The 25,686-nt window shown below is 61.4% G+C and carries 22 protein-coding genes; 12 read left to right on the top strand and 10 right to left on the bottom strand.

Going from position 1 to position 25,686, the window contains the following annotated elements:
• The first annotated feature begins 27 nt into the window (after positions 1-27).
• From DHV10_RS09810 to DHV10_RS09780, 7 genes are read left to right on the top strand one after another with little or no spacing between them, the layout of a single operon-like run.
• Positions 28-768 carry a J domain-containing protein gene (locus DHV10_RS09810; protein ID WP_162601383.1) on the top strand — a complete coding sequence of 247 codons (741 nt, stop codon included), beginning with the start codon at positions 28-30 and terminating at the stop codon, positions 766-768.
• 21 nt (positions 769-789) lie between these two features.
• Positions 790-1,680, top strand: a complete 891-nt coding sequence (gene nadC / locus DHV10_RS09805) for a carboxylating nicotinate-nucleotide diphosphorylase (protein ID WP_109486162.1) — start codon at positions 790-792, stop codon at positions 1,678-1,680.
• Between the two features lies 1 nt (position 1,681).
• Positions 1,682-2,461 (top strand): biotin--[acetyl-CoA-carboxylase] ligase, encoded by a 780-nt coding sequence (locus DHV10_RS09800; protein WP_162601382.1) that lies wholly within the window; start codon positions 1,682-1,684, stop codon positions 2,459-2,461.
• Positions 2,462-2,474: 13 nt separating this feature from the next.
• Positions 2,475-3,320 (top strand): type III pantothenate kinase, encoded by an 846-nt coding sequence (locus tag DHV10_RS09795; RefSeq protein ID WP_109486160.1) that lies wholly within the window; start codon positions 2,475-2,477, stop codon positions 3,318-3,320.
• Positions 3,321-3,326: 6 nt separating this feature from the next.
• A complete protein-coding gene (locus DHV10_RS09790; protein ID WP_109486159.1) occupies positions 3,327-4,043 on the top strand; it encodes a hypothetical protein in 717 nt (238 codons plus the stop codon).
• Positions 4,040-5,353: a 23S rRNA (uracil(1939)-C(5))-methyltransferase RlmD gene (gene rlmD, locus DHV10_RS09785; RefSeq protein ID WP_109486158.1), complete on the top strand. Its 1,314-nt coding sequence runs from the start codon at positions 4,040-4,042 to the stop codon at positions 5,351-5,353. The genes DHV10_RS09790 and rlmD overlap by 4 nt, the downstream gene beginning before the upstream one ends.
• Before the next feature lie 47 nt (positions 5,354-5,400).
• Positions 5,401-8,106, top strand: a complete 2,706-nt coding sequence (locus tag DHV10_RS09780) for a ComEC/Rec2 family competence protein (RefSeq protein WP_109486157.1) — start codon at positions 5,401-5,403, stop codon at positions 8,104-8,106.
• 13 nt (positions 8,107-8,119) lie between these two features.
• Here the strand turns inward: DHV10_RS09780 and DHV10_RS09775 are convergent, their stop codons facing one another.
• Positions 8,120-9,682, bottom strand: a complete 1,563-nt coding sequence (locus DHV10_RS09775; protein WP_109486156.1) for an outer membrane beta-barrel protein — start codon at positions 9,680-9,682, stop codon at positions 8,120-8,122.
• Complete coding sequence (locus DHV10_RS09770; RefSeq protein WP_109486155.1) at positions 9,628-11,814, bottom strand: carboxypeptidase-like regulatory domain-containing protein; 2,187 nt, start codon at positions 11,812-11,814, stop codon at positions 9,628-9,630. Before DHV10_RS09770 ends, DHV10_RS09775 begins: the two co-directional genes overlap by 55 nt.
• A 326-nt stretch (positions 11,815-12,140) precedes the next feature.
• Here DHV10_RS09770 and obgE point away from each other — a divergent pair, with 326 nt between their 5' ends.
• Positions 12,141-13,175 carry a GTPase ObgE gene (gene obgE / locus DHV10_RS09765; protein WP_109486154.1) on the top strand — a complete coding sequence of 345 codons (1,035 nt, stop codon included), beginning with the start codon at positions 12,141-12,143 and terminating at the stop codon, positions 13,173-13,175.
• A gap of 26 nt (positions 13,176-13,201) precedes the next feature.
• On the opposite strand, the gene DHV10_RS09760 is transcribed toward obgE, so the two are convergent.
• Positions 13,202-13,924, bottom strand: a complete 723-nt coding sequence (locus DHV10_RS09760) for a lipid-binding SYLF domain-containing protein (protein ID WP_109486153.1) — start codon at positions 13,922-13,924, stop codon at positions 13,202-13,204.
• 188 nt (positions 13,925-14,112) lie between these two features.
• Here DHV10_RS09760 and DHV10_RS09755 point away from each other — a divergent pair, with 188 nt between their 5' ends.
• Complete coding sequence (locus DHV10_RS09755) at positions 14,113-15,048, top strand: 3-keto-disaccharide hydrolase (RefSeq protein WP_239461435.1); 936 nt, start codon at positions 14,113-14,115, stop codon at positions 15,046-15,048.
• A 61-nt stretch (positions 15,049-15,109) separates the two neighbouring features.
• Here DHV10_RS09755 and DHV10_RS09750 read toward each other — a convergent pair whose 3' ends face one another.
• Genes DHV10_RS09750 through DHV10_RS09720 form a run of 7 tightly spaced genes read right to left on the bottom strand, consistent with a single transcriptional unit; the run spans position 15,110 to position 22,986 of the window.
• A complete protein-coding gene (locus tag DHV10_RS09750) occupies positions 15,110-16,546 on the bottom strand; it encodes a DUF58 domain-containing protein (RefSeq protein ID WP_109486151.1) in 1,437 nt (478 codons plus the stop codon).
• Entirely contained in the window at positions 16,543-17,559 is a 1,017-nt protein-coding gene (locus DHV10_RS09745; RefSeq protein WP_109486150.1) for an AAA family ATPase, read from the bottom strand. Before DHV10_RS09745 ends, DHV10_RS09750 begins: the two co-directional genes overlap by 4 nt.
• Complete coding sequence (locus DHV10_RS09740; RefSeq protein WP_109486149.1) at positions 17,556-18,779, bottom strand: DUF4350 domain-containing protein; 1,224 nt, start codon at positions 18,777-18,779, stop codon at positions 17,556-17,558. Before DHV10_RS09740 ends, DHV10_RS09745 begins: the two co-directional genes overlap by 4 nt.
• Positions 18,776-19,882: a DUF4129 domain-containing protein gene (locus DHV10_RS09735; RefSeq protein ID WP_109486148.1), complete on the bottom strand. Its 1,107-nt coding sequence runs from the start codon at positions 19,880-19,882 to the stop codon at positions 18,776-18,778. The genes DHV10_RS09740 and DHV10_RS09735 overlap by 4 nt, the downstream gene beginning before the upstream one ends.
• Entirely contained in the window at positions 19,879-20,862 is a 984-nt protein-coding gene (locus DHV10_RS09730; RefSeq protein WP_162601381.1) for a hypothetical protein, read from the bottom strand. The genes DHV10_RS09735 and DHV10_RS09730 overlap by 4 nt, the downstream gene beginning before the upstream one ends.
• Positions 20,859-21,983, bottom strand: coding sequence for a hypothetical protein (locus tag DHV10_RS09725; protein WP_109486146.1), 1,125 nt, complete (start codon positions 21,981-21,983; stop codon positions 20,859-20,861). The genes DHV10_RS09730 and DHV10_RS09725 overlap by 4 nt, the downstream gene beginning before the upstream one ends.
• Positions 21,976-22,986, bottom strand: coding sequence for a hypothetical protein (locus tag DHV10_RS09720; protein ID WP_109486145.1), 1,011 nt, complete (start codon positions 22,984-22,986; stop codon positions 21,976-21,978). Before DHV10_RS09720 ends, DHV10_RS09725 begins: the two co-directional genes overlap by 8 nt.
• Positions 22,987-23,302: 316 nt before the next feature.
• On the opposite strand from DHV10_RS09720, the gene DHV10_RS09715 reads away from it, so the two are divergent.
• From DHV10_RS09715 to DHV10_RS09705, 3 genes are all read left to right on the top strand, one after another.
• Positions 23,303-23,692 (top strand): DUF5818 domain-containing protein, encoded by a 390-nt coding sequence (locus DHV10_RS09715; protein ID WP_162601380.1) that lies wholly within the window; start codon positions 23,303-23,305, stop codon positions 23,690-23,692.
• 134 nt (positions 23,693-23,826) lie between these two features.
• The gene (locus DHV10_RS09710) at positions 23,827-24,354 is read left to right on the top strand and encodes a DUF1572 family protein (protein WP_109486143.1); all 528 of its coding nucleotides are present in this window, start codon (positions 23,827-23,829) and stop codon (positions 24,352-24,354) included.
• 188 nt (positions 24,355-24,542) lie between these two features.
• Positions 24,543-25,625 carry a J domain-containing protein gene (locus DHV10_RS09705; RefSeq protein WP_109486142.1) on the top strand — a complete coding sequence of 361 codons (1,083 nt, stop codon included), beginning with the start codon at positions 24,543-24,545 and terminating at the stop codon, positions 25,623-25,625.
• Positions 25,626-25,686 lie beyond the last annotated feature (61 nt).

Below are 25,686 nucleotides of genomic sequence, written 5' to 3'. Positions count from 1 at the left end.
AGCATGCCCTGCGTGTGCAGAACCTGCATGCAGCACTTCCCCGTGCTGGGCATCGCCGATCCGCCGCGCTCGAAATCCGCGATTCACAAGGCCTACCGCACCGCGGCCAAGCTCTGGCATCCTGACCGCTACGAGAACAACCCCCGCAAGCGCCTCGAAGCCGAAGAGCAATTTAAGCTTCTCCAGATCGCCTATCGCGAGCTCTGCGACCACTTCGACAATCCGCAGCGCCGCTACGTTCAGCGCGAATACCGCGCCAAAGACATCAACGACGTATACGCCGCCGAACGCTTCTCCGGCGCAACCCCGCCCCCCACCATCTTCTTTGGAGACGCACATCACTGCTACTCCATCGCTCACTTCCCCGAAGGAGCAGAGAAGGTCATCCTCGACTCCGCCCTCGGCGGCGCTGAAAGCCCCGTGGGTTTCGTGAACATGTCCGGCGCCCTCGACGAACAGGGCATGCCCGCGCGCTACATCCTGCTCACCAATCACCGCCTTTTCATTCGCGATTCCAGCGAGCTCGTTCACGTGCTCTGGTATGCCGACCTCGGCGAAATCGCCTACATCGACCGCCATGCGGAGAGAAAGCAGCGCCTCTCCTACCGCCTCTTCGGCTGGCTCCTCGACAAGGAGCGCCGATTCACCCTGAAAGTCGACCGCCGCGACGGCTCTAACTTCTATGCTCTGAAGGACACCCCGGATGACAGGGTCAAGAAAGTTATTTATAACTTTCTCCAGCAAATGAGAGCCAAATCGCAGCTCTGACTCATCGAAAAGAAAGAACGCATGGACTGGAAAAGCCACCGAATCGAAGCAGTTCTGGCGCAGGCCCTCGTCGAAGACCAGGCCGTCAGCGACGCCACTACCAGCGTCACCATCGACCCCAACCTGCGCGCAACCGCCTCCATCATCGCCAAGCAGGACCTCGTCGTTGCCGGTCTCGGCGCTATCCCCCGCTTCCTCGAAATTTTTGCGCATCTCGATCCACGACCCACGGCCCACACTCGCTACGAGGTCATCAGTCACAACGAGATCTTCGACGGGGTGCGCGTGCAGCGCGGCCAGGTCCTCGCCGTGATCCGCCACAACGCGCGCGTGCTGCTCAGCTGCGAGCGTGTCATCCTCAACCTGCTACAGCACCTCAGCGGCATCGCCACGCTGACCCGCCAGTATGTCGACGCCATTCAGGGCACCAAGTCCCGCATTCTCGACACGCGCAAGACCGTCCCCGGCCTTCGCGCCCTTGAGAAATACGCCGTCCTCTGCGGAGGCGGCACCAATCACCGGCTCGACCTTGCTTCCGGCGTGCTCATCAAGAACAATCACATCTCTCTCGGCGGCGGCCTCCGTACTGCCGTGAAGAACGCGCTCGAGAAGCGTCAGCCCGGCAATCGCGTCCAGGTTGAGGTCCGCACGCAGCAGGAACTCGAAGACGCCCTCGAAGTCGGCGCAGAGGCCATCCTCCTCGACAACATGACGCCTGAACAGATCAAGACAGCAGTCGATCGCATCCGCAAAGAAGACCGCTGGATTCCGATCGAAGCCTCCGGCGGCATTGTGCTTGAAAACGTCCGCGCATACGCCGAAGCGGGTCCAGACTTCATCAGCGTCGGCGCGCTCACGCACTCCGCCAAAGCAGCCGACATCTCCATGAGCATTGTCGCGGAGAAGGCATAGCGTGTACGACGTCGCAGCGCTCGAGTCCGCATTCGCGCAGAGCACCTACGCAGGCAAGTTCCACTACACGGCCATTACGGGATCCACAAACACCGATGCAGTCGCCGCCGCGCGCTCCGGAGCGCCGCATGGCTCCGTCTTCTTCACCGATGAGCAGACCGCCGGCCGCGGTCGCGGCGATCACGGCTGGCACTCCGCCGCAGGCCAGGGCCTCTATGTTTCAGTACTTCTCCGCCCGTCAATCGGTATCCAGCATATGCGGCTCATTCCCCTCGTTGCCGGATTGGCAGCAGCACAGGCCATCGGCATCACCGCCGGACGCGAAGTCGATCTTCGCTGGCCCAACGACCTCCTCATCGGCGAACGCAAAGTCGGCGGCATTCTCGTCGAATCCAAAACGGAAAGCGGAACCCCCAGCTTCGCCGTCGTCGGCATCGGCATCAATGTTCACCAGCGCTCCTTCGATCCCGGTCTTTCCACTCCCGCAACCTCGCTCGACATCGAGGCTGGCCGCGTTATCAACCGGCAGGTGCTCCTGATCTCCCTGCTAGAATCGCTGCAGCACGAGACATGGGCACTGCAGGATCCCGGGTTGCGTGCAGCCATTACTGCGCGCGTTGCATACATGTCCTCGTGGATCTCCAATCGGCGCGTTGAGGTTCACGGTCCGCAAGCCTGCATCGGCACCACCGCCGGGCTCGATGAACACGGCTTCCTCCTGGTCCGCACCGACCAGGGCATCGTAACCGTGCAGACCGGCGGCATCCGCGCAGCAAACTGAGTTAGGAAAGACAATGCTCCTTGCAATCGATGTAGGCAACACCAACACCGTGCTCGGGCTCTACCGCCTCGACGAAAAGGCCGGACTTCCTCCCAAGGGAAAACCCGTAGCCGCGAAGGAGCGATTCGATCTCGCCGCGCACTGGCGCGTCACCACGCATCGCACGCAGACCGTCGATGAATACGGTGTCTTCTTCGTCAAGCTCTTCGAGATGAATGGCCTCTCGCCAAGCCAGGTCACGAACATCATCATCGCCTCCGTCGTGCCGCCGCTCGATTCAACGTTGCGCCAGGTTTGTGAAACCTACTTCCACCTGGAACCGCTCTTCGTCGAGCCCGGCATCAAGACCGGCATGCCCGCTCTCGTCGATAATCCCACCGAGCTAGGTGCAGATCGCATCGCAGACTGCGTCGCCGCCATCGAGCGCTACGGCGGCCCCTGCATCGTCGTCGACTTCGGCACCGCCACCAAATTCGAAGTCATCTCCGAAAAGGGCGAATACCTCGGCGGCTCCATAGCTCCCGGCCTCGGACTCAGCGCCGAAGCGCTCTTCTCGCGCGCCGCGCGCCTGAGCCGCGTTGACATCAAGCGCCCCGCAAAAGTCATCGGCACCAACACCGTAGGCCATCTGCAGAGTGGCGTCTACTACGGCTATATCGGCCTCGTTGACGGCATGCTCGAACGCATCTTCGCCGAGCTCGGCCACAAGCCGCGCGTCATCGCAGCCGGCGGCCTCGCCCGCATGGTCGCAGCCGATTCGCGCTACATCAGCGAAATCGACGACCTGCTTACCCTCGACGGCCTGCGCATTCTCTTCGAACGCAATCGCAACGCGCGGCCCCGCGGACGCACGCACTAGATTGCCGTGCTCAATTATTTCAACTACTTCACCGAAATCGAAGAGCGCTTCCAGCAGCGGCGCGGCTCCATCCTTCTCCTCTCCACCCTCGACTGGGCCCTCATCGAAACGTGGCGTGACGCCGGCATTCCTCTCGAAGCCGTCCTTCGCGGCATCGACAATGCTTTCGACAAATACGAGACGCGCCAGAAGCGCGGCCGCATGCGCCGCGTCAACGGCCTCGCATGGTGCGCCCAGGCCGTGATGGAAGCATCCGAAGAGTTGCGCGAAGCCGCCGCCGGCACCGCGCAAACCTCCGCCGCTGCACAGATCGAATCCGGGTTCGAACACGAACGTGTCGCCTCGCATCTTGAATCAGCCGCCGAAGCGCTCGACGCTACCACCATCGCGCACGACGCGTGCACTGCGACCGCCGTGCGACTCCGCGAGCTCGCCGGGGAAGCCCGCGCTGCCAAGTCCTCTGTGACCCCCGCTGCCGAGATGGAGTCGTTCGAACGCATCCTCACCGTGCTCGAAGAGAAGCTCTTCGCCGCACTCACCGCCGCCGCGCCTGAAGATCTCCTCGTTGGCCTCAAGGAGCACGCTGCCCGCGAGCTCGCCCCCTACCGCAGCCGCATGGGCGCAGTTCAATTGCGCCAGGTCGAGCACCAGTTCGTGCAGAAGCAGCTCCTCGTCCACTACAGCCTTCCCCGGCTTAGCCTCTTCTACATGAGCCAGCAATGAAGCACCGCAGACCTCATCGCCCCACGCCGAAGCCAGCCAGATCGGCCCTCGTTCAGATCGAAAAGCCGATCTACGGCGGAGCTTTTTTGGCCCGCCTCGCAGGCAAAGCGACCTTCGTGCCCCTGACCCTTCCCGGCGAGCAGGCCCGCATTCGCATCATCGAAGACAAACACAGCTACGCGGCCGGCGAACCCGAAGAGATCCTCACCCCGTCGCCCACCCGCGTCCAACCCCGCTGCCCCCACTTCGGCATGTGCGGCGGATGCAGCTATCAGCACGCCGACTACGAAACGCAGCTCGCTCTCAAACAGCAGATCCTGCGCGAAACCTTTCAGCGTGCCGGTGTGGAAGCTCCAGCACACATCGAAGTTCTTGCCGCCCAGCCGTGGGCTTATCGCAACCGCATCCGCCTTGCGTTCGATCCGTCGGGGCGCGTCGGCTACCGGGCCCGCAGATCGCACGACATCACTCCGATTCAGGAGTGCCCGATCGCATCCCCTCTGCTGGTCAAGGCAGCGCTCAGCGCATCCGAGCTTATCCGCGAACACACGTCTGCGTTCAAGCCCAGCGAACTCTCTCTATTCATGAACGCCGACGCGACTGCACTCCTCGCCGGCCTCTACGTCCGGACCAGCGCAATGGAAGGCTTCAACAGCCTTGCCGCCGCATGGAGCGACAGAATTCCGGAACTGGCCGGCATCGAGTGCGTCCTGCAATCATCCGCGGAAGAACCGTCGAAGCAGCTGGCCCGCTGGGGCCGCGAATCCATCGCGTATCAAGCGGCGGGCTTCGGCTACCGCGTCGATCACGGCTCTTTTTTTCAGGTGAACCGCTGGCTTATCGACGCACTCATCGAGGAAGTCGTTGCCGGCCATCAGGGCACGCTCGCCTGGGATCTCTTCGCAGGCGTCGGCCTGTTCGCGCGTCAGCTCGCTTCACGGTTCGGCGAAGTCATCGCCGTGGAGTCAGCGCCGGCCTCACTGGCGGCGTTGACCCAAAATCTTCAGGGCACAACCGGCCACGCCATCTCCGCCGATACACTCTCATTCCTTAGATCGCACCAGGCCGGCCCGGCTCCGGATCTGATCGTCGTTGACCCGCCACGAGCCGGGTTTGGTCCCGAAGTCACCACCCTTCTCGCCACCATCGCCGCGCCAACAATCGTCTACGTTTCCTGCGACCCGTCGACGCTCGCGCGCGATCTCAAACAACTTGTTGCCTCCGGCTACGCCATCCTTTCCGTAACCCTTGCGGACCTGTTTCCGCAAACTTTTCACCTTGAGACGGTGGTCACATTGCAGAAACCGTGATCCTGCTACCCTTGCGCCCATAGATTCTTTTTAGATATTTGGGCTGCATGAAAGCTGATCGGATCGACCGCTGGCCACTCGCCCTGCAGAAAATAGAACCGCGCATTGGCGCTCCTCTGTTTCACGCTGCCTGGCTGTTTGCCATCGGCATCTTCATCGCGCACTCCCTCTGGCTTCGGCCCGCGTGGCTCCTCCTCTCGCTCGTCCCGCTCGCGATCCTCTCCGGCATCGCTGCATTCCGCGCACAGCGCCTGATCTGGATGCCCGTAGCAATCCTCTGGTCGGCACTCGGAGTCTGGTGCGCCGAGATGCAGCCCCAACCAGCCCCCGACGCCGATCTCTCTACCCTGTCCGACGGTCTGTCACGCACCATAGAAGGCACCATCATCGATGCCGGCCCCGTCCGGATCGAGTCCGACTCTGAGTTCGCAAGCGGATCGAAAGAGGGCCCCACGCAACGCGTGGACGTCCGCCTCTCGTCCATCGAGTTCGTTTCCGACAGCGAAGACCTTCAGCGACCGGCCGACGCCGCGGTCCGCATGATGGTCCGCTGGACCTCCGACGCAGCTGCGCCCATCGCGTTCGCTTGCGGCCAGCGCATTCGCGCCGACGCTCGCCTGATGCTCCCCGATGTCTACCACGATCCCGGTGCATGGAATTACCGGGACTACCTCCTCGACCAGGGCATCACCTCGACCGCATCCGTCAAAGCAGATGGAGTGGAGTCGTTCGCAGCCTCCGCGAATGAAACGCTCTTCAACTGCCAGCTCACCACATGGCAGCATGCCGCCAGCGCTCGCCTCCTCGCACTGCCCTCGACCATGCGGAGATTTCCCGTTGCTCTCCGAATCAGCAATGAAGACGCCGTCATGCTCGCAGCCATGGTCACAGGCGACCGCACCTACCTGACGCACTCCTTGCGCGAAGGATTTGAGCGCACCGGCTCCTTCCACATGCTTGTCGTCTCCGGCTTGCACCTCGGCATCGTCGCCGGCTGCATCTTCTGGACCACGCGTCGCATCCGCCTTCCTCAGCTTCCGGCGACAATCATTACCATCACCGCCTCATGCGCATACGCTCTCTTCACCGGGTTCGCAGCGCCTGTCCAGCGATCGCTCTGGATGGTCTCGCTCTACCTCATCGGCCGCCTCGTATACCGCCAGCGAAACGTGCTGAATACCATAGGCTTCGCCTCCCTTTGCCTTCTCGCCTCAAGTCCACGCAGCCTCTTCGACGCGAGCCTGCAGATGACCGTGCTCGCTGTCATCTCCATCGGCGGCATCGCCGTTCCTCTGCTCGAAAAGACCGTACATCCCTACCTGACCGCCACGCGTGACCTGCGCCTGCTGGCTCTCGATGTAAAGCTGCCTCCGAGCCAGGCACAATTCCGCGTGTTACTTCGCATGTTCTCCTTTGCACTGAGCAGAGCTGCAGGCAAGCTGATTGGACGAACGCTGTTCCCCCGGACCGTACGCACATTCCTGCGGTGCCTCGAAGCGCTCGTTGTCTCCTGCATTGTTGAACTCGCGATGGCCCTGCCGATGGCCACCTACTTCCACCGCATCACCGTCTTCGCTCTGCCCGTAAACCTCATCATCCTTCCTCTTCTCGTCGTTCTCGTACCCAGCGCCCTCCTGACGCTGATGACAACCTTCATCTCGCCCACCATCGCAGGCGTTGCCGCAGTCGTAACCGCAATGCTGCTGCATTTGGCCGTGGGGCTCATTCACCTCTTCGCCGTCATTCGCACCGGTGATTACCGCATGCCTGCGCCTCTGCCCGCGCAAACCGCAGCTTTCAGCGTTCTCCTCGGCGCGAGCCTTCTCCTTGCGTGCCTCGCGAACAACTGGAAGTCCAGATGGCTTCGCCGCTCCGCATGTCTCGCCATCCTCCTCGCCGCAATCGTCGTCGTTCTGCCCCGGCCCATCGACCATCCACGCCAGGCACTTCTGGTCGAAGCCATCGACGTCGGGCAGGGCGACTCCTTGCTCCTCATCACCCCCGACGGAAAAACTCTCCTCGTCGACGGCGGAGGTTTCGGCGGAGCGCCCCGTCAAACCGCGCAGAACTTCGACATCGGCGAGGAAGTCGTCTCGCCCGTATTATGGTCCCGCGGCATCCGACACCTCGACGTCGTCGCGCTCACGCACGCGCACTCCGACCACATGGGTGGCCTGCCCGCTATCCTGCACAACTTCAAGCCCGATGAGTTGTGGGTCGGCAACAACCCGCCCTCGCTCCCTTACATCGCTCTGCTAGACCAGACACAGGTCCTGAACATCCATGTCCGCCGCATGGATGCCGGAGATCACACAAGCCTCGGAGCCGCTGAAGTCAACGTTCTCGCGCCCCTCTCGAACTACACACCTGGCCCTGAGCCAGGCAACAACGACTCACTTGTACTCCGCGTCAGCTACGGCCGTACTGGTGTCTTGCTCGAGGGCGATGCCGAAGCGCCAATCGAACGAGCAATGCTGGCAGACAAAGGGCTCGCAAGTGACCTGCTTAAGGTAGGCCATCACGGCAGCGCCACATCCACGCAACCTGCCTTCCTTTCGCTGGTCTCGCCGCAATTCGCAGTCATCTCCTGCGGACTGCACAACCACTACGGGCATCCAAGATCAGAAGTCCTTCAATCCCTGCAAGCCGCTCACGTGCGCACATTCTCAACCGACATCACCGGCGCAACCTGCTTCGCTCTGGACGGGAGGACCGTCGACGGACTGGCCTTCTGCGGCTTGCAAGATCCTTAGTCAGACCAAGCGGCTAAAACCTCACCCGCGCCCCGAACTGGAATTGCCTTTCGCGTAATACGTCAGTCGCGTTGACGCTCAGAGGTTTTCCAAACTCCGTCTGCCCCTTCTTCAATCCGGTCACGAAACTCAACCGCGGCATCGCGCCATTCATCGTTCCCTGTTCGACGGCGTACCCGGTCGTTTCGACCTGAGTGACGTTTTGATGGTTGAAGAGGTTGAAGCTCTCCGCCATCAACTCCAGCTGACGCATCTGCCCCAGATCGAAGCGCTTCGCGATCCTTAGATCGGCTTTCCACGTTGCAGGATAACGATATGTATTCCGACCGATGCCGTAGACCCGGTTGTCGCCGCCGTACCCGTTCATCCCGGTGCCAAGGCCCACGATTGGCTCTCCGCTGAGGTTGAATTCCTTCGCGAGCGAGCCCGCGGTGCGCATCGTGTAGGGCAATCCGCTATGGAGCTGACCCACTCCGCTCATCATCCACCCGTTCGCAATTGCACCAGGCGCCCCACGCAGCTTCCAGTTCGGCTGCACGATCACCGCCGACGTGAGCGAGTGGCGCACATCGAGATCGCTCGTCCCGTACTCCTGCCGAAAATCAATCGGATCAAGCACGCTCGGACCGCCCACCATGGGCGAATCATCTGGATTCCAGTCAGCAGCATGCCCCAGCGTATAGCGCGCTCGAAACGTCAGCCCGCGCGCATTGCGCGAGAGCCTCAGCAGCAGCGCCTCATACGTTGAGTTCGCCCCGCTGACGACCTCCAACACTTTCTGATAATTCGGATTCAGCCGTCCGGCGAAACCGGATGCCGCATTCGCCGAAGGCCAGGATGCAAAGAACGGCACTGTGATCTGCGGAACCTTGATCGGTCCCGACCCGTCTCCATCGACAACCTGGTAGGTGATGCTCTTCGGATTCGCCGCCGGATCGATATTCGCATCCGTCGTCACCGGCAGCCTGCGCCCCAGGCTGGCCACTCCACTCGCTTCCAGGCGAACATGCCCCGGCAGCGACTCTTGCAGCGAAACCTCTGCCTCATGCACCTCGCCATTGCGGAACGACGATGCATACTCCACCGCGTCCGGCCTCACCACAGCGCCCGGCTGCCCGGCCAGCACATACGGAAATGGCGGCGCCCCGCCACCGCGCAGATTATCGGTCGGCCGCATGAAGAAGCTGAGATCCCCATTTATCGATCCAGTTTGCGTTAGCGCTGTTTCGAGTTGTGCGTTTGGCGTTCGGCTGAAATACATTCCGTATCCCAATCGCAGCACTGGCCAGTGGCTCTCCGCCGCGCCCCATGCGACGCCCAGCCGCGGACCCCACTGGCTCCCCAGCCTGGGCAGACTCTGCGTCAGCGGCAGATCCGGATTCTTCAACCTGGTGATCGCAGGTGACAATTGCTCCATCTCCCAGCGGCCGCCTAGCGTAAACACCAGCGTCTTGCTCGCCTTCCACCGGGAACTCGCATATCCGGCCCAGTCATTGGTGGAGAGCCACCAGTCCGACGGCCCTATCGTCTGCGAGTAATACGAGTAGCAGGGCAGATACCCGAGCCCATGCAGCACCCCGGCTGAATCCCTCCACGGTCTTCCCCGCTGGTCGCAGTTGTGCTGGTCCATCGGATCAAGCTGTCCACTGATCCCGAATGCGAAAAAAGCCAGCGCATCCGACGCGAAGTCGCCGACACTGGCGTAGTGTCGGTTCCGGTCTGATTGCGCAACCTGCTGGTTGCATCCATGTCGTGGCTTAGCTCGCCGCCCGCATCGAGTGTTATTTTGCCGTGAACCCACTTTACCTGCTGCTGAACACTGACAACGCTCTCATCGGGATGCCTCCCCCTCCCGAATCGTGCGGGATTGCCGATTGTGAATCCATTTTGCGAATCCACGACGATCTGCGGTAGCTGACCCCACACATTGATGTTCAGAGACCGCTCGAGAGGCGACGGCCTGTCCGGTTGAAGACTTTGTACATTCCAGCCATAAGAGCCCTGCGTCACAGCCAGCAAATTGGGGCTCACGAAGGCGCTCCACCTGCCCTGCACCCACCCGTTCGACACGCTCGCCGACCCGAGGCTGTGTGCGCCGTAGTTCTGCCACGCTCGCACAGATCCGCTTCCAGGTGTTGTCGCACTGCTCGCATTTCCCTGCAGCGTGAACCGATGCCTGCTCCCTGCACTCCCGTCCAAACGCCCAAAGCCGCTCATGCGCAGCGACGGCCGTGGCGCCGGTCCCAGCAGTCCTGCAAGCGACTCGAGCAGCTTCGAGTAGGCCTTCACCCCTTCCGTCACGGGATCCAAGCTACTCAGACCGAGCTGCGCGCTGAGCAGTTGCATCTGGTCGTTTGTGGGCTGCGCGAAAAAGCGGTCTGGGTGCCGAACAGAGGCGATCGCCGCAACCTTTTGCTCTGATCCGTTGAGCGCACCAAACCAGAACAGATGCCGGCGCGCGATGGAGCCGCCCATCCCCGCTCCCCACCACAGCTCGGTATCTGTCGGCGTATAGCGGTCTGCTGTGAATACCGGGACCCTCGCTCCCGATCCGGCTGCCGTCTCCTTCACCCATTCCGCGAATGGATTCTGCGCTCCAAGAAACTTCTCGCGATCGAAGACAAACATCTGCCCGTGCAGCCGCTCTGTTCCGCGCCGCGTTTCGACCATCACGCTTTTTCGGCCGCCCTGCCCAATCGACAACTCAACATCCGCGGCTCTCCGCACCTGTCGGATCACGCTCACTGCGCTCTCGATTGCCGAGATAGATTTCGCCGAAGACGTATGCACAAGGCCGGATGCGAAGCCCGTCCGCAGCTCGTCCGCCGCCCCAAAGGAATCTGATTGAGCGTTTGCGCCCCGGTGGTCCTCGCCTGCATCCAGCGATCCACGCGTCGTCCCGCTGAGAAAGGTGGTCCAGTCTCCACTCTTCGGCAGCGATTCAATCTCTTTTGCGTCGATTCCCTCCGCTTCGTCCTCTCCCAACTCCATGAGGGCGGCGGAGATCTGCGGCTTTGCAGGCAGGCGCACCCCCAGCAAGCCATTCTGGAGAGTTGCAAGCGTTACTGATTCGATCGCCGCGACGCCGGAGGCGTTCAGAACAGACACAGGAGTCAATGGCATCGTGAATCGAGGACCGTCAAACGACGCGACGCGCCGCAAACCGACGTCCGGTAGTACCGCAAGCGAGGCCATCGGCAGCGATGCTTCTACCACCGTGCTGTGCAATCGAACGTATGGCTGGCGGGCGATCTTCGACAAGATTTCTCGCGATCTACTCGCTGTATCGTCTGCGCCAGACCGGGTTTCGTTCACACTCTGACCTTGATTCGGCACGACAGCAGCACCCAGCGGCGCTACAAACTCAATCACCGTCTGCACGCGCGACACGTGCCCCGGCGAGACTATGATGCCGCCGACCGCCCCGCTCCCCCTGGGTCCGGATGCCGCAAGCACGTACTCTCCCTGCTGGAGATCGCGGAATCCGTACCGGCCTCCATGGGAGGTCACGGCGCTCACCAGGCTGCCGGTAGCCACGTTGCGAAGCGTGACAGTCACATTCTCCAGGGGAGCCGATCGCGTATCCGTCAGCCTACCTGTCACCGAACCGGTCAGGCCCTGGGCATCGCCGCAGACCGACGAAAGCGCGCCGGCGGCGACCAGCACCCCGCTAAGGCCGAGCAGCTTTCTCCCGAGTCGCGCTCCCATGCGCACCTGTCTGCAGTCAGTGGCGGGAGCCCGCCTCGGCCCTGTCGTCGACCCAAACAGGAACTTGGAGCCGGGACAGGGCCGGATCGGGATCAACCCTCTCCATCCAGCCGCAATTTCCTTGCAGTGAATTAGGCAGCCATTGTAAGCAGCCTAGGAGAAAACTTGTGGTGACTGAGCGCACAGTCGCTGGTTCGAACCAGGACATCGCTCGCCCTCTCCAGACGCATCAGGTTGTTAAACTAAAGACGGGGCCGGGCCGACTCCGCAAGGGATCACCCCTTCCGGCAAAACAAGTTGCCTAAGTTCCCTCGTTACAACAGCATATGTTCATCGATGAAGCGAAAATCCGGGTCAAGGCGGGCGACGGCGGCAACGGCTGCATGGCATTCCGCCGCGAAAAGTTCGTTCCGCGCGGCGGCCCCTCCGGCGGCGACGGCGGCCGCGGCGGCGACGTCATCATGCAGTCATCCCAACGCCACAACACCCTGATCCACTTTCGCTACAACCCCGAGCACAAGGCGCAGCGCGGCGAGCACGGCATGGGCTCCAACTGCACCGGGCTCGACGGCAAGTCCATCGTCCTGCAGGTTCCAGTCGGCACCTCGCTCTACGACATGGAAACCGGCGAGCTCATCCATGACTTTTCCGAGCCCGACGAGCGCATCGTCGTCGCCAAGGGCGGCCGCGGAGGCCGCGGCAACCATCACTTCGCCACCAGCACGCACCAGGCTCCGCGCGAACACGAAATGGGACGGCCCGGCGAAGAGCGTGCCTACCGCCTCGAACTCAAGCTGCTCGCCGACGTGGGCCTGGTCGGGTACCCCAACGCCGGAAAGTCCACGCTGATCTCGCGCATCTCTGCCGCCAAGCCCAAGATCGCCGACTACCCATTCACCACACTCGAGCCGAACCTTGGCGTCGTCACGGTGGGCGAAGAGCCTCACCAGCAGTCGTTCGTCGTTGCGGATGTACCCGGCCTGATCGAAGGCGCCCACGAAGGCTCCGGACTCGGCACACAGTTTCTTCGCCACATCGAGCGCACCCGTGTCCTGGTCCATCTCGTCGATGTGTCGGACGCGTCCGGTCGTCCCGACCCCGTGGAAGACTTCAAGGTCATCAACAACGAGCTCGCCAGCTTCGGCAACGGACTGCTCGAAAAGCCCATGATCGTCGTGGCCACAAAGATCGACTCCGCCAATCCCGACAAGCTCAAGAAGCTGACCACCTACGCCAAGCGCCGCAAGCTGGAGTTCCACGCCATCTCCGCTGTCACGGGCCAGGGCATCGACCAGCTTAAATGGGCAATGGCAAAACGGGTACAGCAGGAGCCGGTCCCCGAAACGGCCGGGACGAACTGAGTCGGTAGCACACCGCCGCACTACTTTCATCGACGGCGGCGATGATGTGTCCGTCTCGTCGCTCCATGTGTGGCTGCCTGGTATTCCGCACGCCGCACCGCCGCTATAAACGGCCGTGCTCCAGCCCTCGGCGCTACCCGGCCTAGCAGCACTTCGCTCGTGGTCACTCCGCGCCCGTACATCGCATGGCGCGCATCTTCATCCCCTTTCACCACCGCTCCATCGAACGTCATCCCCAGAAACGCACCCTTCGCGCGCGAGTAGGTCAGAATCAGAGCATTCAGCTTCGCGTCCGTGTTCTCCGAAGAATGACGGCCTACCGGCCCGACCGCGACCGATGCGTCTCTTCCAATCTCGAACTTGCTGGCCAGCAGCTTGTCCATGCCCTCTTTGCCCCTGACCACCATCACCAGATCAACCGCTTCAACGCCAACCTGCGTTCCCCAGCTTCCACCGCCCATCTGAATAAATGCCGGCGCGCTCCATCCTCTCGCTGTCCGGCAGGTCGCCACACCCTTACCCTCTTCGGCCCCGAAGATAAGCCCGCCCTTCACCAGGTGAGGGATCACAGCCACGCATCGTGCCCCCTTCAGAATGTGGTCGGGGATGCGCTGATCCGGCGCACGCATCGTCTCGTACAGCACCCGGGCCGCATGATTCAGACGGTGAATATCCTTTACGCGCTCAGGCTCGCCCGAGCAGTTTGGCAGAACGCACAGAACAGAAAGCAAAACCATAATGAACTTCATCTATCGACCTCTCCTCTATATCGATCCGCTGCGCGCCATTGCGACCAGTCGCCGCAGCTACAAAGCACATCTACATTGGATTGCGAAACAGCGCCCGGCAGTCGCTCGCCTCATTCGCCGCGGGTCGAAACTTATTCGGTAACCGCCGATGCGCATCGCGTTGTTACACTCTGGAGATGCTGAAGAAGATGCTGCTGTTACCACTCCTGGCCACTGCCCTCGTCGCGAACCTCGCGGCGCAAGATGCTAAACAATTCCTCGGCCGTTGGGACATGACTGCCACCCCATCCAGCGGCGATCCCTATCCGCAATGGATGGAGCTCACCGACAACGGCGGCAAAATCGAGGGGAAAGTGCAGCCACGCGGCGGCGCTTGGCACCCCATCGAAGGCGCGCACGTCGACGCAGGCAAACTGATCGTGAACCTCAGCCCCACCACGACCTGGGAAATCACCTCTTCCGGATCCGGCAAGATTTCAGGCATTGAGAAGCACGGCAGCACCGAGGGTCCAAAGCTCGCGGGAGTGACGGCTCCTTCGCTTGATCGCCCCATGCCGAAGCAGTGGACCAAGCCCCGGCCTATCTTCGACGGCAAAGACCTGAAGGGCTGGGAGCCCGTCGGCAACGTCGACAACAACAAGTGGGTCGCGCGCAATGGCGAGCTGGTCAACGATAATCCCGAAGTTCCGGGCCAGAAGGTCCACGGCGCAGCCAACATCAAAACGACAGAGAAGTTCCAGGACTTCAAGCTGCATATCGAAGTGAACTGTCCGGAAGGCGGTAACAGCGGCATCTATCTGCGCGGACGCTACGAAGTGCAAGTCGGCACGGAAGGCGGTAAGCTTCCCTCGCACGAGATGGGCGCAATCTACAGCTGGTATCCGCCGCCGCAAGGCGCGGAAAACAATCTTGGCAAGTGGACGGCTTTCGACATTACCCTCGTCGGCCGGCACGTCACCGTTCTGCGCGATGGCAAGATGTACCACGATAACGTCGAGTTGCCCGGCCCCACGGGCGGCGCTCTCGACAGCAACGAAGCAGAGCCGGGACCGTTTTACTTGCAGGGCGATCACCACGGCGTAATCGCCTACCGCAACATCACCATCTCTGTACCCAAGAAGTAGCGCAACCGATCAGTTGCACAAAGGCCCGGCGTTCTTGTCTGAAACGACGGGCCTTTTTTTGCTACACCATCGCCCGTTCCTTCACCATCAGGTACTGGTTCAGCACGGAAGATGTCACCGCCTCCGGGTTCAGGTCGAGCGTAAGCGCTCCCTGCTCGTGCAGCCGCGCAATCAGCAGCTCGCGCCTCCCCGCCAGTTCCTGAGCCGCGGCGCTGCGAAACATCTGCTCCACGGTCTTCGGCCGCTCCTGCGCAATCGCATCCACCTCCGGCTGCGCCATCGCGACAAACAGCAGCACATGCCGACGCAGCAGTTGCATCGCGCCGTCAATCACCTCCGGCCGCATTGCCGTCTCCGCCAGGTCCGTGATCCACAAAATCAGCGACCGACGCGGCTGCAGCCGTCCCATCAACGCGGTCGCCCGCAGGTGATCGGCTTCGCTCGACTCCGCCCTCACCTGCGCCAGCAGCTCAATCATCTGCCGCAGATGCGCCGCGCCGCGCCCCGGCAGCAGCCGCTGCTGCACCGTCTGCCCATACGCCAGCAGTCCAACGCGGTCGCCGGAGAACAGCGCGAGTTGCGCCAGCGCCACCGCGGTCGAACACGCATGATCCAGCTTCGAATGCGCCCGCAGACTTCCCGAGGCCAGCGGCATTGCCGCATGCGCCTGTGGAGCCGCAACCACGCGCGAACGCATCAGCCGCCCGCAATCCAGCACGATCCATACCGGCTGGCTTCGCTCCGTCTGATACTGCCGCGTAATCAGGTTTCCCCTGCGTGCACTCGCCGTCCAGCAGATATCACGCAGATCGTCGCCCTCACGATACTCACGCAGGCTTTCGAAATCGCGCCCCAGCCCGCGCTGCCGCGTCTGCCGCAACTGCAGATCGATCTGCCGGCTGCGTGCCAGAAAGATCTGCTGCTCCTCGCTCGTCCGCAGCATCGGATAGACGCGAACAGTCTGCGTCAGCGGCGCTTTTGCCCACCTCTCCGCCAGTCCGAGCGGCGAACGATAACGCACGTACAGCAGACCCGTCGTGCAGTCTCCCCGCTCCTGCGGCTCGATCCGGTACCGCACCGAAGCCGGCACTCGCGGAAACGCCGTCACCAGCAGCGGCTCCGAATGCGCCGTCGCATCCATCAGCGCAGCCGGCAAATCATCGGTCAGCCGGCACTCCAGAATCACCGAGCCGCGATTCTCAATCGTCAGCTCGATCTCCGTCTGGCTATCGAGTGAGGGAGCGTTCGACCACCTTCGTGTCGCAGCGAGGTTCTCCGCCTTCGGCAATCGCATTCCATCCAGAAGCGCCGCCAGCAGCACCAGCGCATCCCACGCCAGCATTGCGTAGCTCAGCCGCACGTCCCACAGCCCAAAGACGAGAAACGCAAACCCGGCCAGCAGCAGCGCAATGCTCCGCGGCGTGAGCGCGAAGCCCATCTTGCCGTGCGGCTCGCATTGCCCTCGAACTTCGCCGGGATGGAACTGCGGAGCGATCATTGGCGCGGAACCGGCACCGCCGCAATCACGTCAGCCAGCACGCGGTCTGCATCGAACCCCTCGAGCTCTGCCTCCGGCTTCAGCATTACGCGATGCCGCAGCACCGGCGGAATCGCCCGCTTCACATCATCCGGCACCAGGTAGTCGCGCCCATCGAACGCCGCCGATGCCTGCGCCACCCGCATCAGGCTCAGCGCGGCACGCGGACTTGCGCCCAGCAACAGCGTCGGCCACTCACGGGTACGCCGCGCAAGGCTCAGAATGTACCCGTACAACTCCGGCTCGATGCGAATCGCACGCACCTCCGCCCGCGCTGCGTCCAGCATGCCCTCTGGAATCGCCGCGATCGCCACATCCTCCAGCAGCCCCGCTCCGCTTCCCGCATGATGCCGCTCCAGAATCTGCAACTCCTCCGCTTCCGTCGGATACGACACCCTGATCTTCATCAGAAAGCGATCGAGCTGCGCCTCCGGGAGCGGATAGGTTCCTTCAAAGTCCACCGGGTTCTGCGTCGCAAATACCGTGAACCAAGCCGGCAACGGACGCCGCGTTCCGTCACTCGTCACCTGCCGCTCTTCCATGCACTCCAGCAGCGCAGCCTGCGTGCGGGGAGGCATGCGATTGATTTCGTCCACCAGCAGCAGATCCGTAAACACCGGCCCAGCATGGAACGTAAATGCATCCGTCCCCGGCCGCAGAATCGAGGTGCCTAGAATGTCGGCCGGCATCAGGTCCGGCGTAGCCTGGACGCGTTGGAAGCCCAGCCCGAGCAGCCGCCCCAGCGTCTTCACCATTAGCGTCTTCGCGATTCCCGGCACGCCCTCGAGCAGCGCATGCCCCTGGCAAAGCACCGCAATCAGCACCTCTTCCACCGCATGTGTCTGGCCGGAGATCACGCGGCTCAGTTCCGTGCGCGCATGCGCAATTAGCTCGCTCGTCGCGCGAAGCCCGGCCCCGCCGGTTGCAAATCCCGCCTGTTGAACCTTGCCGTTCTCTCGCAATTCCTCGCTCATGAGCGCCTTCCCTGTTTGATCTCGTTGCTCGCCACGAATCTGCTTCCTGATCTAGCCGCAGCCATCAGCAACTGCCGATGATGATGCAGCGTTTGAATCGCCTTCAAAGCCTCGCGTGGCTCAATCTTTTCATTCCGGGCTGCCTCCTCGCACGAACGGAGGTCATCTTCCAACGCCGCGTCCGCATTCGGAAAACGCCTTCGGATCGCCGCAGCCAGTTCGTCTGCGCTGATTTTCGATTGCCGCAGCCCGCACATCCGCAGCGCACTGCGTCGGAACCGCTCCCACGCGATCGAGACAGCCGTCGAACTCGCCCCTGCACTGCGGTAAAGTGATCCCAGCGCATCCAGAAACTCAATCGGCGTGGCGCGCGGCGCACCCGGCAACTCGCGCACCGGCCCGCTCCGCCTGCTGAAGCTGAACACAATCAGAATCGAAGTCAGAATCAGACCCACCCACAGCAGCCGCACGGTCGGACCGCCGACGAAGCTCCACGTCGATCGCATCTCCCCATGCAGCGACTCGTCCCAGTAAATCTGATGCCCTTCACGCGGCCCGATCGAATTCAGCAGCAGATCGAAATCCGCTCCGCGGGCCAGCGCCGCATTTTCCAACGGCGTCGAATTCGCCCACCACACAACATGCCCTTTGCCGTAATCGTATTCGACGACCGCCGGCTGCCCAGCACAGTCATACTGCGTCCTCTGTGCGGGATTGCCCACGTTCCAGCTCGCTTCAGGCACCATCCACACCTCGCCGGTGCCAGCGAGCGCGTCCAGTCCATCCGCATCCAGCTGACACGCCGCGAAAGTGAAGTTCTTCGGCTCGCTTACCTGGCCCTCGGGCAGCAGATACCCTCCGTATAAACCCGTCGCCAGCACACGCCCGCCCCGCGCAACAATCTGATCCACGGCCTTGTAGTCATCGGTCTCGCGGCTGAAGGGCTGCGCGAGAATCACAACCGTATTCGGGCCCGCCGATGCCGCCAGCTCCGACAGCGGACGCTCCCAGCGCTCGATGCCGTACCCCGATCGCACCAGCGTCTCATACGCAGCACGCGCCCCGTGCTTTCCCGCCAGATATGTGGAAGGCATCGGATTCTGATCGTTATTCTCGTCCGGCATCACCAGCGCGATCACAACCGCCAGCCCCACCGCGATGCCCACACTCCACAGCAGCAGCTTCCTGTCCTTCGCGTCGAGCGACGACATGAACCTCATCGCGCACCTCGATCCGGACTGGCCCCGCTGCCGATCAACCCCGTCGCAACGCTCTCCGCCGCCCTGTAGTCGTCCTCCGCCGCCTCCCGCCCGCCGTACCAGAAGCGCTCAAACGTATTCGTCAGCTGCGACAAACCCGGTCTGCGCGGATCCTCGTGGGCAACCAGCGCCAGATACTCGCGCGGAGTCCTCGCACGATCCGCCGGCCACAAGCGCCGCGACTCGAGCCTCGAGATCGCCGCCCAGTAGACAAAATGAATCGCCTCTCTCCACTCTCTATTGGCCGCCGCACGCCGCGCGTCCTCGAGCCACAACTGCCAGTCGCGCGCCGATGCAGCACCGGGAGCGGGCATCTGATCGTCTTCAGGCGTGAGCTTCACCCGCCACCGCCGCTCCAGGCGGATCAACGAATACACCAGCGCGACACATACTCCCAGGATGAATCCCCAGACGAGCACTCGCCCGATCCACGCCGACGACATTCTGAGGAAACTCACATTCGCAAACAAGTGGTTCAGCCAGCGCGCAAACCTCTCCAGCACCGAGTCCTGCACAGTCTGTTCCTGCAGATTGCGAAATTCTTTGCCCGCCAGCACCTCGCGCATCACGGCGCGTTCTCTCGCGTGAACTGGAGGAACTGCAATCGGCGCACGCGACTCGGCCAGATCCGTTTCAAGCCGCGCCTTGGCATCCTTCAGAAGCTCCGTCGTTGGCGGCCCCGCCTCGTTCTTCGCAGCTTTAGCCGCGCCGCCTTTGGCGTTGTTGCCTCCCTCATCCCTTGTCGCAGCCTTTTGAAACAGCACCCGCAGCCAGCCATATCGCACCACGCGCCGCTGCGCTGCCTGACCCACAACGACAGTCACGCGATCGTCGTCTCCGATCAGGCCAGGGTCACAGCTCTTCGCATCCCGCTCCTTCGAACAAATACCTAGCGCCGATTGCAATCGAATCAGATGCTGCTGGTATCCATCGAGCGAGACATCGTCTGCCCGCACCGCCGGCTGAGAAGTAGGAGCAGGAATCTTCTGCGCAAGGCACACGGGCCCGGGTAAACAGGCAGCGAGGATAAAGACCGCGCAGTCGCAAAACCGTGCGAACCTCATACCGGTGCACCCATTGGAGCCATATCTTCAGATCTTCTGTCGGTTACTCGCCGCCGGTCGTTATAGATCACCGCTAAAGCGGTGCTAATTCCTGCACCGGCACATGCCATGAAAAAGATCATCATGCATAGGACACCAAGCAGAGTTAGCACTCCCATAATCAACGTAAGGATTATTGGAACATGTCCTCCCATCGTGAGCGAGGCAGCAGATAAGAAGGCAAACCAGATAGCCACGACGAAGAACCCTACCAGGTAAGCCGCATAGCACGCTGCGTACACAACCAGCAAAACGAGAAAGATTCTCCCTTTTGCTCCGCGTGTAAGCAGGTCACTGCGCCTGAGGGCTGCGGATGCGCCCAAAGACTCCGTCACGCACGCGGGAAACGCTAACGAAATGCGGAGCGTCAAGACGATGGATAGAACGTAGACACCAATGAATACGATCATGCCGACAGGGATCAGGGCCACCAGTCCTGGACCTATTTCTCTAGGGTGATACTTCAGTGAAAGTGCTGAAACGGCTGTAAACGCCTCCAGCACCAGAACAGGGCTCGTTGCAATCAGGATGGTCAGGAAGAAAAGTGCAAGATAGCTCCAATAGCGCTTGCACGCGAAAGCATACGATTCTCTGAAGGTCACATGGCTGCTGCCTAGGTCAGCATGCACCGATGCATAGCAACAGGCTGCAAGCGACGGAGCAAAAGCAGCAGAGCACAAGGTCATTACGACGCTCATACAAAAGAAGAACACGAATCCCATCCTGGGAGTCTGTTCCGCGGACATATTCTTCGGCATCCGCGCAATGAACGGAATCATAAAGCTGCCCATCGCCGCGGCAAGCGTTGCAAAGAGAGTCGCTGGCGGCACGATCGCGATCGCCACCAATGTCTTTCGTCCTTTCCAGCACAATTGAAAAACTCGTTCTAGGATCTGACCGGTCTTCATTCGATGCAGTGGCGTGGCATTTCCATCCGTCATGCCTGACTCTTATCGGGGCTGTTGCGAAGGGGATCTGGCTGCATGACAAACGATTCTATGGTCGCGAGTTCGTGGGCTTCCACTGGCACAGGTACCGGATGATCCGCGGCGGGCAAACTCGCTGAAAGGTCATCTGCATCGCGGGTGTACGTAGCCGGTACCGCCACCATTCCCGCCTTCTGCATCATCCACTCGATGTCGAACCCTTCCTTCCGAATCCTCTGGTCGAAATAGAACAGCGTTAACCCAATCCCGAACACCGGCTTCGTCAGTGCGCGAACGACGAACATCGCGCCATACATGGCAAACGTCATGAAGGTGCCCATTGCGCGCGCGTGAGCCTGGCCCTGTAGCGCCGGAATCATCGCAATCAGAATCAGCGCCGGAAACATCACCATCCAGGCAATGATCTGGTTCAAAAGGACGCCGAGAATGTAGAGCACAAGAATGCGCCTCTTTGTTCCAGCGCTCAGCCCTACGCTGCGCTTCAACGCATTCCATGCGCCCGTCTGTTCTACTACCGAGGCAGGAAATGCCAGGCACAGGCGCAACAGCATCCATGCTGCAAAAGCGGCGAAGCCAACGAGCAGCAGGAACAACAGGCCGCCAAACAGAGGACTCGAGTCATTCGCGTTGTAGCCGCTCACCCGGGCCGCGACCATGACTCCAACCGCGAAGCCGAAGAAGATCATCGGCCCCATAAAAATCGCGAGCCCTTGCAGCAGCAGTATCCCGATATACCGCCACCCCCGTCGCCACGCCGTCTTGTACGACTCGCGAATCGTAATCGGGTATCCCAGAAACGATCTCGCCGCTGCATCCGCCATCGCTGCTTCAGCCAGAGCAGTCGAGCCCACAGTTGCGGGCACCAGCAGAAGACCCAAAACGATAATTCCGGCCCACGCTCCTGCATTCGCGGCCGTGAGTCCCTCGCTCACCTTCGGCCCGATCCATCCGGCCAGGCCAATGATTCCGGCCACGAACACAAAGATCGTCCCGGCAGGGATCGTCGCTATCCCCAGAAAAACAAGGAAACGCGAACGATAGATCTGCGCAGTTTTGTCCAGGATTTCGCCGAGTCTGAGCGGCCCGAGTGTCATCGACGGAAGCGCCTCATTCATTCGCGCTGCCCGCTTCCGCCCGCATTGGATCGAGTGGAGCCTGAGCCTCCACAGATGCGAGCGCTGGCGTCATACCCGCTGCCGTCATCATGTGTTCGATGTCGAAGCCCTCTTTTCGAATCCGCTGGTCGAAATAGAAGAGGGTGAATCCAGTCGCATAGATCGGCCCGACAAATGTATTCGTTACAAATGCCAGCAGCTGCTGCAGCACGCTCATCCACAGCGGCAGCATGCCTTTGCTCTTGATGCCTGCGACGATGAAAAAACCCTGTGTAAGTCCCGCGAGCCCAATCTGGATGATGATCGTCAGCAGCCCCAGCATGAATATCCGTCCGCGCGATCCCTTGCTCAACAGGACGCTCCGCTTGATGGCCGCGCGCGCCTTCAGATCCTCAACCGTGCACGCCGGCACCGCGAGCGAGTAGCGCAGGCTCATGAGGATTCCGTAGATCCCGAACACCACCACCAGCAGCAGAAACAGCACCGTCGCCCCGCCCAGCATCAGCGCGGTATTCGGGTCGAGCGGCCTCCCCGCATGAGGGTCCAGCATCCCCGATGCGCGCACGTAGTGCAGCATCAATACCGCGTATCCCGCATAGATCAGCACACACGGAAACCACGCCACGAAATAGATGATGGTCAGCAGCCAGACATATCGCCGCGTCTTCGGCAGAACTGCGCTGTACGCCGCGCTGATGCTCGCCGGCTCGCCCAGGTAAAGCCAACCCACCGCGCGAGTATTCGCGGCCACTGCAAGTCCGCCGCACACTAGCCCCACCAGGAACATCAGCACAATCCCGACCACCGCGCCGGCAATGAGTCCGGTAGTCATGTGCATCGCTGAGAACGCGTGTTGCGCTCCCACCTGCGCCAACCCAATCACCAGCAGCACTCCCGCGTAAACGGAAGAGATGCCCGCAAGAAGTAGGAAGTGTGTCCGGTAGAGCTCGGCGGTGCGGTCGAGAATCTCTCCCAAAGTGAGCGGCCGCAGGGTGGTCTGCATCGAAAAGGTCCTTGGAGTATGGCGGAGTTGCTTGCCGGGATGCTAGCACAATCCAGCTACGAACCGCCGTCCCACTCCTGCGTCAGCATCCCCGTGGAGTTTTCTCCGGCACTTTTTTCCCAGCCGGAAGTTCTTACCTATCGCACATCACCCGTTTCATCCACGCAAATTCTTAGATCTAAAGCGAAATCCAATTGGCATGCTCATTGCTAACTATAGTCACCGCAAGACGAGGCCGTTTCCCCGAGATCGTTGCCACGTCGAAGCAAGACCTGACGGAGCGTAGGGCAAACGTCCAGACCCACCGGAGGTTTATATGAAAACTAGAATGCTACTTCTCGGACTCTCCTCCTGCGCTCTGATGATCGCCAGTTCTCAGGCCCAGGGATTTGCAATGAATGCGGCTTCCCCGATGCCCGTCATCCAGGAACCCCAGGCTCCACCGGCACAGAACCCGCCTGCTCAGGCATCGCCTGACCAGTCGAGCATGCCGAACCAGGATGCCACCAAGGCGACGACCTTCACCGGCACTGTCGTAAAGGACGGAGAGAACTACGTTCTCCGCGACTCATCGGGCGGCATCTACAAGCTGGACGACTCCACCAAGGCGCAGACCTTCGAAGGCAAAACCGTCAAGGTAACCGGCAAGCTCGACGCAGACTCCAAGATGATCCACGTCGACAGCATTCAGGCGCTTGCCTCCTAACACCTCTGAATAAACTGACAGCTCTCTGCAAGAACATTCCGGATGCAGGCACCTCGCCTGCATCCGGATTTGTGTCTGCTCCCCGCTGCGATCGGGACGCGCCAGCTAAAATCGTTTCAAGGAGGGCTCATCCCATGCCGTCCGATGGAGCCTGCGATCTTTTCCTCGACTTCTCCCGCAATAAACTCCTCAACCAGTACTGGCCGCGCCTTCGCAAAGCAGTCGAGCCGCTAAGCGATGAACAGATCTGGTGGCGTCCCAACGAAGCCAGCAACAGCATTGGCAACCTGATCCTTCATCTCAATGGCAACGTTTGGCAGTGGCTCGTCGCGTCCTTCGATCGCCTTCCCGACAACCGCGATCGCCCCGCGGAGTTCAACGCTACCGGAGACATCTCCGCCGCAGATCTGCTCGCTCGCCTCGGCCAGACCATCGACGAAGCTGCCAAGGTGCTCGTCCGCCTCACCCCCGAAGAGCTCCTCGCAACGTGGCAGATTCAGGGCTATACAGTAAGCGGTCTCGCCGCCGTGTATCAGGTCGTCGAGCACTTCGGCCTCCACTGCAGCCAGATCGTCTACATCACCAAAATGCAGGAGGGCCGCGATTTGGCCTTCTACAGTGAGCTCAATAAAACGGGACGCGGCACGGGCGGCTCGGCCTGAACCAGCTCAGATCTGCACCATCTGTGCGACTTGAAGTTAATGAAGTGCAGCTTCCTCCCGAGTTACTCTCCAAACCGGAAGTAAGTCCGCCAATCGGTAACTGAAGTTCAGCGGTTCCGGCCTAAACCAGCCCGCGACCGCCTGCCGGATGCTACGATTCCAGCAAAACCATCCGACTGGATCCCCCCATGGTCTTCGATCCATCCAAAGCCGGAAAGTCCCTGTGCGCATGCGGGATGGTGGCTGACACCTTCGGCGGCCTCTGCGATCGCTGCGTCTCCCTGCAGACACTCGGGCTCACCTCCGATGCGACGTCCGATCTCATCGAAAACACCTACAGGACCCTCGTCAAGGTCTGGCACCCGGACCGCTTCTCCCATGACCCCAAACTCAGCAAGGACGCCGAAGAGAAGCTGAAAGAGATCAACAGCGCACACGACTATCTGCTCACCCACCCAAAGCAAAGACCGGAACGACCCGCCGAGAAGCCGCCCACTCCAGAGCGTCCGTTCGTGCCCTCGGACTTCGACTTCGAAGGCGAGGAAACCGAAGAGATCAAGCGAATTCTCCGCCGGCGCGAGAAGTCCCGCCTTCCCGGGATTCTGCTACGAATCGGCATCGCCCTGGGAGCTGTCGCGTTCGTAGCGATCCTGTGGTTCGCCGGGGACTCCTTCCTCTCCAGCAACCAGCTGACTGCTCGCTCCTGGAATGAGTTGAAACTCGAGCTCCAACACGACTTCTCCGTCCACTTCGGCTCGACCTCAACCTCCGCGGCTCAACCTGCTCCCGTCGCTGCTCCGGCCACATCCACCACCGTTGCTGCCGCTGAAACAACCCCCGCATCCCAAAAGGAAAAGATTTCGCCGGCCCAGCAGGCACAGAAGCACCTCGTCGCCGCAAAGCCATACATCACCGCCGGCCTGACCCCTGCCGAGGTGATCTCCGTTCTCGGAAACCCGACATCCTCCACCGGCGAAAAGATGTTCTACTCGGGATCCGAAATCGACTTCAAGAACGGCCAGGTCGCGGGATGGAAGATCGATCCAGCAGCTCCGATCCGGGTCAAGCTCTGGTCCGAGACGCCCTCCGTTCCGGGCCTGAATACCTTTGGCCTCGGCTCCACGAAGAGCGATGTCATCGCCCTCCAGGGAACACCGACGATCTTCTCTGACAACGACTTCGGGTACGGCAACTCGCACGTGTTCTTCCAGAACAATCGCGTGACCAGTTGGAAAGACTCCGCGTCCGCGCCGCTGCGGGTGGCTCGCTAGAGTCCTGACGCTCTCCGCGGCCATCCCCGTCTCACAAATCCGCTGCTACCATGCTCTGAAA

This window comes from Occallatibacter savannae (genome assembly GCF_003131205.1).
Lineage (GTDB): Bacteria > Acidobacteriota > Terriglobia > Terriglobales > Acidobacteriaceae > Telmatobacter > Telmatobacter savannae.
Note: the sequence above shows the minus strand (reverse complement) of the source record. Positions and strands in the feature narration are given on the sequence as shown.